At 69.1% G+C, this 13,186-nt stretch carries 10 protein-coding genes; 2 read left to right on the top strand and 8 right to left on the bottom strand.

What is annotated here, in order from left to right:
• Window positions 1–47: 47 nt before the first annotated feature.
• Genes CDA09_RS20640 through CDA09_RS20625 form a run of 4 tightly spaced genes read right to left on the bottom strand, consistent with a single transcriptional unit; the run spans window position 48 to window position 3,862 of the window.
• Window positions 48–818 carry a phosphoadenylyl-sulfate reductase gene (locus CDA09_RS20640; RefSeq protein WP_121430360.1) on the bottom strand — a complete coding sequence of 257 codons (771 nt, stop codon included), beginning with the start codon at window positions 816–818 and terminating at the stop codon, window positions 48–50.
• Window positions 815–1,366 (bottom strand): DUF934 domain-containing protein, encoded by a 552-nt coding sequence (locus tag CDA09_RS20635; protein ID WP_121430359.1) that lies wholly within the window; start codon window positions 1,364–1,366, stop codon window positions 815–817. The genes CDA09_RS20640 and CDA09_RS20635 overlap by 4 nt, the downstream gene beginning before the upstream one ends.
• A complete protein-coding gene (locus tag CDA09_RS20630; protein WP_121430358.1) occupies window positions 1,359–3,044 on the bottom strand; it encodes a nitrite/sulfite reductase in 1,686 nt (561 codons plus the stop codon). The genes CDA09_RS20635 and CDA09_RS20630 overlap by 8 nt, the downstream gene beginning before the upstream one ends.
• A 38-nt stretch (window positions 3,045–3,082) precedes the next feature.
• Entirely contained in the window at window positions 3,083–3,862 is a 780-nt protein-coding gene (locus CDA09_RS20625; protein ID WP_121430357.1) for a sulfite exporter TauE/SafE family protein, read from the bottom strand.
• A 106-nt stretch (window positions 3,863–3,968) separates the two neighbouring features.
• Between CDA09_RS20625 and cysB the strand changes: the two genes are divergently transcribed.
• Window positions 3,969–4,910 (top strand): HTH-type transcriptional regulator CysB, encoded by a 942-nt coding sequence (gene cysB / locus CDA09_RS20620; protein ID WP_121430356.1) that lies wholly within the window; start codon window positions 3,969–3,971, stop codon window positions 4,908–4,910.
• A gap of 122 nt (window positions 4,911–5,032) precedes the next feature.
• On the opposite strand, the gene CDA09_RS20615 is transcribed toward cysB, so the two are convergent.
• From CDA09_RS20615 to CDA09_RS20605, 3 genes are all read right to left on the bottom strand, one after another.
• Entirely contained in the window at window positions 5,033–6,004 is a 972-nt protein-coding gene (locus tag CDA09_RS20615; protein ID WP_121430355.1) for an asparaginase, read from the bottom strand.
• A gap of 23 nt (window positions 6,005–6,027) precedes the next feature.
• Window positions 6,028–7,767, bottom strand: coding sequence for a cation:proton antiporter domain-containing protein (locus tag CDA09_RS20610; RefSeq protein ID WP_121430354.1), 1,740 nt, complete (start codon window positions 7,765–7,767; stop codon window positions 6,028–6,030).
• A gap of 83 nt (window positions 7,768–7,850) precedes the next feature.
• The gene (locus CDA09_RS20605) at window positions 7,851–9,665 is read right to left on the bottom strand and encodes an ABCB family ABC transporter ATP-binding protein/permease (protein ID WP_121430353.1); all 1,815 of its coding nucleotides are present in this window, start codon (window positions 9,663–9,665) and stop codon (window positions 7,851–7,853) included.
• Between the two features lie 85 nt (window positions 9,666–9,750).
• Here CDA09_RS20605 and CDA09_RS20600 point away from each other — a divergent pair, with 85 nt between their 5' ends.
• Complete coding sequence (locus CDA09_RS20600) at window positions 9,751–11,424, top strand: DNA recombination protein RmuC (RefSeq protein ID WP_121430352.1); 1,674 nt, start codon at window positions 9,751–9,753, stop codon at window positions 11,422–11,424.
• On the opposite strand, the gene CDA09_RS20595 is transcribed toward CDA09_RS20600, so the two are convergent.
• A complete protein-coding gene (locus CDA09_RS20595) occupies window positions 11,400–13,082 on the bottom strand; it encodes an alpha-glucosidase (RefSeq protein ID WP_174718465.1) in 1,683 nt (560 codons plus the stop codon). The genes CDA09_RS20600 and CDA09_RS20595 overlap by 25 nt on opposite strands.
• Window positions 13,083–13,186: the final 104 nt, after the last annotated feature.

The raw sequence follows: 13,186 nt of genomic DNA, 5'->3' as shown, positions 1-13,186 counted from the left end.
CTTGGTTCTCGGTTACTTTGTGATTTCGGTACGTGTTCGGGCGAGTGTCAGCCTTTCTTGACGTGCAGCCCGCATTCCTTGCTCTGCGGGTCCTCCCACCACCAGCGGCCGGCGCGGACGTCCTCGCCGACTGCGATCGCGCGCGTGCAGGGGGCACAGCCGATGCTGGGGTAGAACTGTTCGTGCAGGGCGTTGTAGGGCACCTCGTGCATGCGGATGTAGGCCCACACTTCGGTCTCGGACCAGTCCGACAGCGGATTGAGCTTGACGAGGCCGTTGCCCTGGTCGAATTCGCGCGTCGGCAGGCCGGTGCGCGTCGTCGATTGGGCGGCGCGCAGGCCGGTGATCCACGCCTTCTTGTCGGCGAGCGCACGCTGCAGCGGCTCGACCTTGCGCATGTGGCAGCAGGCCTTGCGCAGCTCGACGGAATCGTAGAAAGCGTTGATGCCGTGGCTGCGGACGTAGGTTTCGACCGCGTCGGACTTGGGGAAGAAGACCTTCAGCTTCGTGCCGTAGCGCTGCTCGACCTCGGCCATCAAGGTGTAAGTCTCGGCCGGCAGGCGCCCGGTGTCGAGCGAGAAGATCTCGATCGGCTGCCCTTCGCGCAGGATCAGGTCGGTGAGGACCATGTCCTCGGCGCCGAAGCTGTTCGCGAAGGTGATTTCGCCGGCGCTGCCGAACTCGGTGACCGCCGCGCGCAGCAGCGCGAGGGCGGCGTCGCTCTTCGCGCTGACGGCGTCGACGAGCGCCGGTGTCAGCTCGGGGCGCGTGGCGGGGTTGGTGGCGGCCGGGCGCAGCAGCGTCACGGCGCTATTCACGATTTCACCTGCGCCTGGGTCGGGCGGGCGACGCGGCGGAACAGCGGCTGCGGGTGGGTGGCCGAGGCCTGGTAGGGTTGCGTGAAGTCGCGGATGCTCGCGACCGCCGCTTCGAGCTGTTCGTCGGAGTAGCGGTCCGCACGCGGTTGCAGCGCGTCGAAGCCGCTGCGCGTCATGTAGTTGAACTGGTCGCGCAGCACGTCGCCGATCGCACGCAACTCACCGGTGTAGCCGTAGCGGGTGCGCAGCAGCGTGGCGGTCGAGTAGCCGCGCCCGTCGGTGAACTTGGGGAAGTTCACTGCGATGACGGCGAGGCGCTTGGTGTCGTCGGCGATATCCTCAGGGCCTTCGCCGGCGTTCAGCCACACGCCCAGTTCGCCGCTGTCGGCGCGGGGCGCGAGCTCGTCGCGGCGTGCCTGCCACACGGCGAGCGGCACGAGCGCACGCCCGGCGGGCAGCGCGACGTCGGCTGCAGCCTCGCCTTCGGCGAGCGAGACGACTTGCCAGTCGTCCGCGACGACTTGGCCGTTCCTGATGAGCTTAGGCATTCGCCACCTTCCTTTGCGTGTGTTGTTCGCCGCCATAGACCCGCTGCTTGAACGGATCGATGCCGAGGCGGTGCACCGTGTCGACGAAGCGCTCATCCGGGTGCCGGTGTTCGATGTAGGTTTCGATCAGCCGCTCGACGACGTCGGCCATCTGTGCGCGTGCGAACGACGGGCCGATGACCTTGCCGAGGGCGGTCTCGTTGCCCTGCGTGCCGCCGATCGTGACCTGGTACCACTCCTCGCCGTTCTTGTCGACGCCGAGGACGCCGATGTGGCCGACGTGGTGGTGGCCGCAGGAGTTCATGCAGCCCGAGATGTTGATGTCGATCTCGCCGATGTCGTACAGGTAGTCGAGGTCGTCGAAGCGTTCCTGGATCGCCTGCGCGATCGGGATCGACTTCGCGTTCGCGAGGCTGCAGAAATCGCCGCCGGGGCAGCAGATGATGTCCGTCAGCAGGCCGATGTTCGGCGTCGCCAGGCCCGCCTCGCGGGCGAGCTGCCACAGCGTGAACAGGTCCGACTGCTTCACGTCGGCGAGGACCACGTTCTGCTCGTGGGTCATGCGCGCCTCGCCGAAGCTGAAGCGGTCTGCCCAGTCGGCGACGAAATCCATCTGCTCCGCGCTGATGTCGCCCGGCGCGATGCCGGTCTTCTTCAGCGACAGCGTCACGGAGGCGTAGCCCGGCTTCTTGTGGGCGCGTACGTTGCGCTTCACCCACGCGGCGAAGGGGCGGCTGTCCGCGAGGTGCGACTCGTAGCCGAAATCGCGCGCCGGCAGCGTCTTGTAGTCCGGATCGACGAAGTGCGTGGCGATGCGTTGCACTTCCTCTTCGGTCAGGGTGTTCGGGCCGTCCTTCGAGTGCGCCCATTCCTCCTCGACCTGGCGGCCGAACTCCTCGGCGCCGAGCGCCTTGACGAGGATCTTGATGCGCGCTTTCCAGATGTTGTCGCGCCGGCCGTAGCGGTTATAGACGCGCAGGATCGCTTCGCAATAGGTGATCAGGTGCTGCCACGGCACGAAGCTCGCGATCTCTTCGCCGAGGATGGGCGTGCGGCCGAGACCGCCGCCGACCAGCACGCGGAAGCCGATGTTGCCTTCGGCATCGCGCTTGAAGTCGAGGCCGATGTCGTAGACGCGCAGCACCACGCGGTCTTCGATGGCGCCATTCACGGCGATCTTGAACTTGCGCGGCAGGTAGGCGAATTCGGGGTTGTAGGTCGCCCACTGGCGCAGGATCTCGGCCCACGGGCGCGGGTCGACGATCTCGTCGGCCGCGACGCCGGCGAAGGGGTCCGCGGTGATGTTGCGGATGTCGTTGCCCGAGGTCTGGTTCGCGTGCATCTGCACGGTCGACAGTTCGGCGAGCATGTCGGGGATCACCTCCAGCGGCGACCAGTTGAACTGGACGTTGGTGCGCGTGGTGAAGTGCGCGTAGCCGCGGTCGTAGGCGCGCGCGAGGTGCGCGAGCTTGCGCAGCTGGCGGCTGGCGAGATGGCCGTAGGGCACCGAGATCCGGAACATCGGCGCGTGGCGCTGGATGTACAGGCCGTTCTGCAGACGCACCGGTCGGAACTCGTCGTCGGTCAGCTCACCGGCGAGGTGACGCCGCATCTGGTCGCGGAACTGCGCGACGCGTTCGTCGAGAAGCTGCTGGTCGTATTCGTCGTATTGGTACATCGCGTACTCTCTCGTTTGAGTCCTTCAAATCCTGCCGTTCAGTGTCCGATCATCTTCGCGCCGACGAGCACCAGCATCGTCGCGAGCATCGGGCGCAGCACCCGGTCGGGCACCTTCGTCGAAATGTGGCTGCCGATCCAGATGCCCGGCAGCGAGCCGATGATCAGGCTGCCGAGCAAAAGCCAGTCGACGCTGCCCAGCATCCAGTGGCCGATGCCCCCGACCAGCGTCAGCGGCACCGCATGGGCGATGTCGGAGCCGACGATGCGCAGGGCCGACATCCCGGGGTACAGCAGGAACAGCGCGGTCACGCCGAGTGCACCGGCGCCGACCGAGGAGATCGACACCAGCACGCCCAGGACCGCACCGGTCAGGACCGTGAGGCGGGCCGTGCGCACCGGATTGGGCTGGCCGCCGAAGCGTTTTGCGGCATAGCCCTGGATCTGCTTGCGGAAAACGAGCGCGACCGCCGTCAGCAGCAGCGCGATCCCCAGCGCCACCTTGATGAGGCCGGTCGCGCCGTCGATGCCGCCGGGGGCGAACTTGCCGACCAGCACCAGCGTCAGTGCAGCGGCGGGGATGCTACCGGTGGCGAGGCGTCTTGTCACGGTCCAGTCGACCGTGCCCCGCCTGCTGTGGGCGAGCGTGCCGCCGGCCTTGGTGATCGCGGCGTAGAGCAGGTCGGTGCCGACGGCGACCGAAGGGTGGATGCCGAACAGCAGCACGAGCAACGGCGTCATCAGCGATCCGCCGCCGACGCCGGTCAATCCGACGATGGCGCCGACCGAGAACCCGGCGACTGAGTAGGCGAAATCCATGAAACCGTTTCCTTTGTATGCTGCAGGGCATCGTATGTGGGAGAGACGAGGTCAGAAAGACGATTTGCGTTAAACTTTAAGAAGTTTTGGTTATATAGGGGCGGCCATGAACCTCCAGCAGCTGCGGTATATCCACGAAGTGGCGCGTCGCGGGCTGAACGTGTCCGAGGCGGCGGAGGCCCTGTTCACGTCGCAACCGGGAGTATCGAAGCAGATCCGGCAGTTCGAGGCGGAGCTGGGGGTCGACATCTTCGTGCGCCACGGCAAGCGTCTGGTCGATGTGACGCAGCCGGGCCGGCAGGTGCTGGCGATCGCCGAGCGCATGCTGCGCGATGCGGACAACCTGCGCCAGGTCGGGGACGAGTTCACGAACGAGGTCGCGGGGGGCTTCTCGATCGCGACGACCCACACGCAGGCGCGCTACGTGCTGCCGCGCGTGATCCGCAGCTTCATGCAGCGCTTTCCGCAGGTGAAGCTGTCGCTGCACCAGGGCAGCCCGCGCCAGGTATGCGACATGGTGATGTCGGGCGAGGCCGACATCGCGATCGCGACCGAGGCGATCGCCGACTACGACGAGATGGTGATGCTGCCCTGTTACCAGTGGAACCGCTGCATCGTCGCGGCGCCGCGCCATCCGATCCTGAAGGAGCACCCGCTGACGCTGGAGGCGATCGCGCGCTATCCGCTGATCACCTACGACGACGCCTTCACCGGGCGCAGCCTGATCAACAAGGCCTTTCTCGGGCGCGGGCTGCGGCCGAACGTGGTGCTGACGGCGCTCGACTCCGACGTGATCAAGACCTACGTCGCGATGGACCTCGGCATCGGCATCGTCGCGCGCATGGCCTACGATGCGGCGACCGACAGGGGCCTGGGGATGGCCGACGCCGCGCACCTCTTCGAGTCGAGCACGACGCGCGTGGGGCTGCGGCGCAACGCCTACCTGCGCGGTTACGTGTATGCGTTCATCGAGCTGTTCGCGCCGCACCTGACGCGGCGCATGATCGACGTGTCGCTGGCGGGCGGCGGCGAGGATTACGGAATGTAGCGGCGGCTTCGAAGCGCTCCGTCCGGGGTCTGTTCCGCGCGTCGTTGGCGCGTGGCGGACGCCTCCGCACGAAACAGGCCCCGGGCGGGGCTGCGCCGTGCCGATGTTCCGGGACGTGTCCGTCAGGGGGTGTCGAACAGCCGGTCGAGCGTCGCGACCGTGCCGGTGGCGAGGGCCAGCATCAGCGCGACGCGCGCCTGCGACGCGGGGAGTTCGCCGGCGGGGAGGGTGCCGAGCCGGTCGTCGAGCGCCTTGCGGTTCACGGCGCCGAGCCCGACGCGGCTCGCGCGGACGACGGGGATGCCGGTGGCGACGGTCCGGGCGACCGGCGCGTCCCAGGCGGCCGGCAGGCTGCCGTTGCCGGGCAGCGCGAGGACGAGGCCGCGCGCGCCGTGGGCGAGCAGCAGGTCGATGAGCTCCGGCGGGGTGCCGGCGCCGACGTAGAGGACGTCCACGCGCGGCAGTTCGGCGCGATCCGGGGCAAGCGCGACGAACGCACGCGGCGTGGCCGGCGGCGGGGCGAAGTAGCGCACCGGGTCGTTGCGGCCGATCGCGCCGGCGGTGGCGCCGGCGAAGGCGTCGAGGCGGTGGGTCGCGCACTTTCGCACGCCGAGCGCGGGAAAGATCGCGTCGCCGAAACTCACGAGCGTGCCGCGGCCGGCGCTGTCGGGGTGGGCGGCGACGCAGGCGGCGGCGTAGAGGTTCATCGGGCCGTCGGCGGAGAGCGCGGTCGCGGGGCGCATCGCGGCGGTGAGGACGACGGGCTTGGTGCCGGCGAGCGTGAGCTGCAGGAACGCGGCCGTTTCCTCCAGCGTGTCGGTGCCGTGCGTGACGACGATGCCGTCGATGCCGGCGTCGTCGAGGAGCGCCTGCGTGCGCCGGCCGAGGGTGAGCCAGTGGGCCGGGCCCATGTCCTTGCTGTCGAGGCTGAAGGGCTGCTCGGCGCGGATCTGCGCGACCTCGGCGAGCTGCGGCACCGCGGCGAGCAGGGCGTCGGCACCGAGCGCGCCGGCAGTGTAGCCGCTGGTGTCGGTTGCGGACGCGGCGGCGCCGGCGATGGTGCCGCCGGTGGCGATGAGGGCGAGGGTGGGCATGGCGGCGTTCCTCCGTTCCTGGTTCAGCTCGGGCGGAACACGGCGATGCGGCGTGCGCGTTCCTGCTCGAGCAGCCGGGTTGCGACGTCGCCCGGGACACCCAGGGTTTCGAACACGGAGCCGGCAAGCTGCAGCCCCGATTCCAGGGTCTCGGGAATCACGACGCTGGCGCCGGCTTCGCGCAGGGCCTGCGCGTGCGCCTCGTCGCGTGCGCGGGCGGCAACGCGGACGTTGGGCGAGTTCGCGCGGATGCCTTTCACGGCGTGCACGGCGGCAGCGGTGTGGTCCATCGTCAGCACGACGGCGATCGCGCGTTCGAGATGCAGCTTGCGCAGCAGTTCGGGGCGGCTCGCGTCGCCGAAATGCACCGGCGCACCGCGCGCGCGCAGTTTCTTGACGAGCCTGGCGTCCGTTTCGACGGCGAGGTGGGGGATGCCCTGTTCGGACAGCAGTTCGCCGATGAGCTGCCCGACGCGGCCGTAGCCGGCGACGATCACGTGGCCGCCGATCTGGTCGAGCGGGGCGCTCGTGTCCGCGGGCGGGCGGTCGAGCTTCGCGTCGATGCGGTCGCCGAGCTTGCGTCCGAGCAGCGTGAGCGGCGGCGTGACGAGCATCGACAGGCCCACGACGAGCAGCATGAAGTGGCCGACGGTCGGGCTGACCAGGCCCAGCCCGAGCGCCATGCCGATGACGATGAAGGCGAACTCGCCGCCCTGGCCGAGCATGATGCCGCCTTCGGCGGCGCGCCCCCACGACAGGCCGAAGAGGCGGAACAGCACGATCAGGATCAGCGCCTTGATCGCGAGCACGCCGATCACCGAGAGCGGCAGCAGCAGGGGTTCGGCGAGGATCGCGCTGATGTCGATGCCCATGCCCACGGACATGAAGAAGAGGCCCATCAGCAGGCCCTTGAAGGGCTCGATCGTGACCTCGACTTCGTGGCGGAACTCGGTCTCGGCGATCAGCAGGCCCGCGAGCAGCGCGCCCATCTCCATCGACAGGCCGGCCTGCCGGGTCAGCACCGCGACGCCCAGCGCCGTGAGCAGGGTCACCGCCATGAACGAGCTCGACATGCGCACGGCGGCAATCTGGTGGAAGAGCGGGCGCACGACGCGGCTGCCGATGAAGTAGATCAGGGCCACCGTGACGATGCCCTTGAGCGCCGCCACGCCCATCAGCGCCGTGACGCTTTCGCCGGATTTCTGCCCGAGCACGCTGACGACGACCAGCAGCGGGACGACGGCGAGATCCTGGAACAGCAGCACCGAGAAGGTCGCCTGGCCGAGCGGGGTGCCGACTTCGCGCCGCTGCGTGAGGAGCTGCATCACGACGGCGGTCGAGGAGAAGGACAGGACGAATCCCAGCACGACCGACGACTCGAAGGTGTTGCCGAACGCGTAGGCGATGCCGCCGATCACGAGCGCCGACAGGCCGACCTGCAGGGCCCCCAGGCCGAACACGAGGCGGCGCATCGCCCACAGGCGGTCGACGGACATCTCCAGCCCGATCATGAACATCAGGAAGATCACGCCGAATTCGGCGAAGATCGCGACGTCTTCCTGGCGCGAGAACGTCAGGTGGCGCAGCCACGGGACGCTGTCGGTGTGCTGGCCGAGGCCGAAAGGGCCGACGATCATGCCCACGGCGAGAAAGCCCAGCACCGGGTTGATGCTGCGCCGCTGCAGCAGCGGGATCAGCACGCCGGCGAGCGCGAGGAAGAGGATGACTTCGTGGAGGAAGGCGGGAGCGTCGTGCGCGTCCATCGAGGGATCTTGTCTGGCGTATGCCGTCAGTGTACCGGATCGCGCGGCGCCCGGTCGCGTCGCGGCGGAAGCCCGGTCCGGGTTCAGTCGGCCAGCTGCGCTTCCTCGCCTTCCTGCTGCTGCAGTGCCCACATGCGTGCGTAATCGCCGTCGCGCGCGAGCAGTTCGGCATGCGTGCCGCGCTCGACGATGCGGCCCTGGTCGAGCACGATGATCTCGTCGGCGTTCATGATCGTCGACAGCCGGTGTGCGATCACGAGCGCGGTGCGCCCTTCTGCGGCGAGGTCGAGCTGGGCCTGGATCGCCTTCTCGGTCTGGGAGTCGAGCGCCGAGGTGGCCTCGTCGAAGATCAGGATCGCGGGGTTCTTGAGCAGCGCGCGGGCGATCGCGACGCGCTGCTTCTCGCCGCCCGAGAGCTTCAGCCCGCGCTCGCCGACGCGCGTCTCCCAGCCTTCGGGCAGGCGCGCGATGAAGTCGGTGAGCTGCGCGGCGCGCGCGGCGGCCTCGACCTCGGCGCGACTCGCGTCGGGGCGGCCGTACCGGATGTTGTAGTAGAGCGTGTCGTTGAAGAGCACGGTGTCCTGCGGCACGATGCCGATCGCCTGGCGCAGGCTCGCCTGCGTGAGCGCCCGCAGATCCTGGCCATTCACGCGGATCGCGCCGCCCTGCACGTCGTAGAAGCGGAACAGCAGGCGCGCGAGGGTCGACTTGCCCGAGCCCGAGTGGCCGACCACGGCGACGGTGCGGCCGGCGGGGATCTCGAAGTCGACGTCGTGCAGGATCGCGCGCTTGGGATCGTAGGCGAAGCCGACATGCTCGAAGCGCAGGTTCGCGGGCCCGGCAGGCAGCGCGACCGCGCCGGGGGCGTCGGCGACTTCGCGATGCTCCTCCATCAGGCCGAACATGCGCTCGATGTCGGTGAGCGCCTGGCGCAGTTCGCGGTACAGCACGCCGAGGAAGTTGAGCGGGATGTAGAGCTGGATCAGGAAGGCGTTGACCAGCACGATGTCGCCGATCGTCATCGCGCCGGCGGCGACGCGGCTCGCGGCCTGCCACATCATCGCGGTGACGCCGACCGCGATGATCGCCGCCTGGCCGGTGTTGAGCGCCGACAGCGACATCTGGTTGGTGACCTGCGCGTCGGTCCATTTGCGCATCTGCTCGTCGTAGCGGCGGGCCTCGTACTCCTCGTTGTTGAAGTACTTCACCGTCTCGAAGTTGAGCAGGCTGTCGATCGCGCGCGCGTTCGCGGCCGAGTCGAGTTCGTTGGCCTGGCGGCGCAGGACCGTGCGCCAGTTGGTGACTTGGATCGTGAAGAAGATGTAGAGCACGAGCGTCGCGAGCGTGATCAGCGCGAACACGGCGTCGTACTGCACCAGCAGGATGCCGATCACCAGCCCGATCTCGATCAGCGTCGGCAGGATGGAGTACAGCGTGTAGCTGATCAGCGAGCCGATCGAGCGCGTGCCGCGTTCGATGTCGCGCGTGAGCCCGCCGGTCTGGCGTTCGAGGTGGAAGCGCAGCGACAGCGCGTGCAGGTGGCGGAACAGGCGCAACGCGATCTCGCGCACCGCCTGCTGTGTGACGCGCGCGAAGACGATTTCGCGCAGCTCGGTGAAGAGGGACGTGGAGAAGCGCAGCACGCCGTAGGCGAGCAGCAGCGCGGCGGGCACGACGATGAAGGCCTGTTCGGTCGTCAGCGACAGCCGGTCGATGAGCTGCTTGAAGACGAGCGGCACCGTGACGTTCGCGCCCTTCGCGGCGACGAGGCAGGACAGCGCGAACAGCACGCGGACCTTGTAGGCCCAGATGTAGGGGAACAGGCTCTTGATCGTCTGCCAGTCGTGGCGTTCGGTGGGGTCGGGCCCGGGCAGGGCGGTGGCGGGTGCGCGTCTCATCAGACAATTCTAACGTGCGGGCGGTACCATTTCGCCTTTCGTTCCGCCGTCGTCGACGCGGACGTCACGACGAGGTCAGGAATCGATGGGAAGCGGATCGGCAGGCGTGTTGCTATGGGTGGTGGCGGTGCTGGGCGGGGTGGTTGCCGGGGCGCTGCTCGTATGGCTGCTGCTGCGCGGGCGCGCGGGCGAGGCCGCGGCGGCGGCAATCGAGCAGGGGCGCGCGGAGGTGCGCGTCGAGCTCGCGGCGGCGCTCGAGCGGGCGCGGGCGCTGGAGCAGGAGCGCGCGCAGACGCTGGCGCAGTTCGAGGCGCTGCGGCGCGAGGCCGGCGGGTGGCGCGACGCGCTCGACGCCGCGCGTGACGAACGGGCGCAGCTTGCCGAGCGCGCGTCGCGCGTCGTCGGGCTGGAGCAGCAGCTCGCCGCGACGGCCGTGCATCTGAGCGAGGCGCGCAGCCAGTTCGCCGACCTGCGGGAGAGCGCCGGGCGCCTCAACTCGCAGCAGGGCGCCGAGCTGAAGGCCGAGCGCGAGGTGCTCGCGGCGCTGCGCGGCGACCTGCAGGCCGAGCGGACGCTGCGCGAGCAGGCGGAGACGCTGGCGAACCGCCTCACCGCGGAACTCGCGGAACTGAACACGCGCTTCGAGGCCGAGCGGCGCGCCGCCGACGACAAGCTCGCGCTGCTGATGGCGGCGCGCGAGAGCCTCACGGACCAGTTCAAGAGCCTCGCCAACGACATCCTCGAGGAGAAGGCGAAGCGCTTCACCGAGCAGAACCAGACCAACCTCGGCCAGCTTCTCGATCCATTGCGCGTGAAGCTGCAGGAATTCCAGGGCAAGGTCGAGCAGGTCTATGTGCAGGAAGGCAAGGACCGCAGCGCGCTCGCCGAGCAGGTGCGCCAGCTGATGGAGCTCAACCACGCGCTGAGCCAGGACGCGAAGAACCTCACGCGTGCGCTGAAGGGGTCGAGCAAGGCGCAGGGCAACTGGGGCGAGCTGATCCTCGAGCGCGTGCTGGAGGCCTCGGGCCTGCGAAAGGGCGAGGAATACGACGTGCAGGAGAGCCACACGCGTGACGACGGTTCGCGCGCGCAGCCGGACGTCGTGATCCATCTGCCGGAAGACCGCCACCTCGTCGTCGACGCGAAGGTGTCGCTGACCGCCTACGAGGACTACGTGAGCACCGAGGACGAAGGCGGGCGCAGCGCCGCGGCGAAGCGCCACCTCGATTCGGTGCGCGCGCACATCAAGGGCCTGTCGGAGCGCAACTACCAGCACCTGTACGGCCTGAAATCGCTCGACTTCGTGCTGATGTTCGTGCCGGTGGAGCCCGCCTTCATGCTCGCGGTGACGCACGACCGCGAGCTCTTCATGGATGCGTGGCAGAAGAACGTGCTGCTCGTGAGCCCGTCGACGCTGCTCTTCGTCGTGCGCACGGTCGCGCACCTGTGGCGCCAGGAGGCGCAGAACCGCAACGCGCAGGACATCGCGAGGCGCGGCGCGGAGCTCTACGACAAGCTCGTCGGCTTCGTCGAGGACCTGGAGTCGCTGGGCAATCGCCTCGAGCAGGCGCAGAAGGCCTATCACACCGCGCACAACAAGCTCGCGAGCGGGCGCGGCAACGTGATCCGGCAGGCGGAGATGCTGAAGCAGCTGGGCGTGAAGCCGGCGAAGGAGTTGCCGGCGGGGATCGTGGAGGCGGCGGAGGACGGGGAGGTCGGTGCGCGGGCCGCGCTTCAGGTCGCAGGCGCGACGCGATAGACGCGCGCCTCCCACGGCGCGAGGCTCAGCGTGTGGCGCGGGCCGTGCGCGGCGACGGTGCGGTTCGCGAGCAGCAGGTCGCCCGAGTCGAGCGCGAAGCCCGCGTGGCGGAAGGTGGCGGGGTGACCGGTGAGGTTGCAGATCACGGCGATGCGTTCATCGCCTTCGCCGCGGGTGTAGGCGTAGAGGCGCGTGCTGCGCGGCGCGAGCGCGGCGTAGCGGCCGTGGAGCAGCGCCGGCTCGCGGTGGCGCAGCGCGATCAGGGCGCGGTAGTGGTGCAGCACCGAGTCCGGGTCGGCCTGCTGGCGGGCGACGTTCATCCGTGCGTAGTCCTGATGCACGGCGAGCCACGGCGTTCCGGTCGTGAAGCCGCCCTGCGGGCTGTCGTCCCAAGGCATCGGTGTGCGTGAGGTGTCGCGGCCGGTGCGGCGCATTTCGTCGAGGATCGCGTCGTCGTCCATTTCCGCGGCGCGCATTTCGGCGATACGGTTGTGCGCGAAGCGGTCGCGGAAGTCGTCGAGATGGGCGAATTCGGCGTTCGCGAGGCCCAGTTCCTGGCCCTGGTAGAGGAAGGGCGTGCCTTCCATCAGGAAGTACATCGTCGCGAGCGCGGTCGCGCTCTCGCGCGGGTGGTGCTGCGGGTCGCCCCAGCGCGAGACGACGCGCGGCAGGTCGTGATTCTCGAGGTACAGCGCGTTCCAGCCGCGCCCGTGCAGGGCGGTCTGCCAGCGGCCGAGGATGCCTTTCAGGGCTCGCACGTCGAGCGCGGCGCGCGGGGCGTTCGACCACAGGTGCCAGTGCTCGAACTGCAGGATCATCGACAGCCGGCCGCGCGCCGCGCCGACCCATTCCTCGGCCGCGTCGGGGCCGATGCCATTGGCCTCGCCGACGGTCATCGCGTCGCGCCCGGCGAGCGTTTCGCGGCACAACTCGTCGAGGTCGTCGAGGATGCCGGCGACGTTCATGTGGTACGGGTAGGCGGCGACCTGCGCGAGGCCCTGCGGGTTGGGCATGTCGGGCAGCCCCGGCGCCTTGCGGATGTGCGTGATCGCGTCGATGCGGAAGCCGTCGACGCCCTTGTCCAGCCACCAGCGCATCATTGCGTGGATCGCCGCGCGCACGGCGGCGTTGTCCCAGTTGAGGTCGGGCTGGCGGCGGGTGAAAAGGTGCAGGTACCACTGGTCCGTCGCGGCGTCGTATTCCCACGCCGGACCGCGGAAGATGCTTTCCCAGTTGTTCGGCGGGCCGTCATTGTCATCGCGGCGGCCGTCGCGCCAGATGTACCAGTCGCGCTTCGGGTTGTCGCGCGAGGCGCGCGATTCGACGAACCACGGGTGCGCGTCGCTGGTGTGGTTGATGACGAGGTCGAGGATCACGCGCAGGCCGCGGCGATGCGCTGCCGCGAGCAGGCGGTCGAAGTCGGCCATCGTGCCGAACTCGTCCATGATCGCGCAGTAGTCCGAGATGTCGTAGCCGTTGTCGTCGTTGGGCGAGCGGTAGATCGGGCACAGCCACAGCACGTCCACGCCCAGCCACGCGAGGTAGTCGAGGCGTGCGAGGATGCCCGGCAGGTCGCCGATGCCGTCGCCATCGGTGTCCATGAAGCTGCGCGGGTAGATCTGGTAGACGACTGCGTGCTGCCACCATCTGCTGTCCATCGCGCGACCCCCCGGCATCCGTGCGGCATGGGATGATGGGAGTGTGCGCCAGACCTGCGGGTTGGCGCCAGTGCGTGCGATCCTGCAGGGACTGCGCGGGCGGC

The sequence above is a fragment of the Azoarcus sp. DN11 genome (genome assembly GCF_003628555.1).
Lineage (GTDB): Bacteria > Pseudomonadota > Gammaproteobacteria > Burkholderiales > Rhodocyclaceae > Aromatoleum.
Note: the sequence above shows the minus strand (reverse complement) of the source record. Positions and strands in the feature narration are given on the sequence as shown.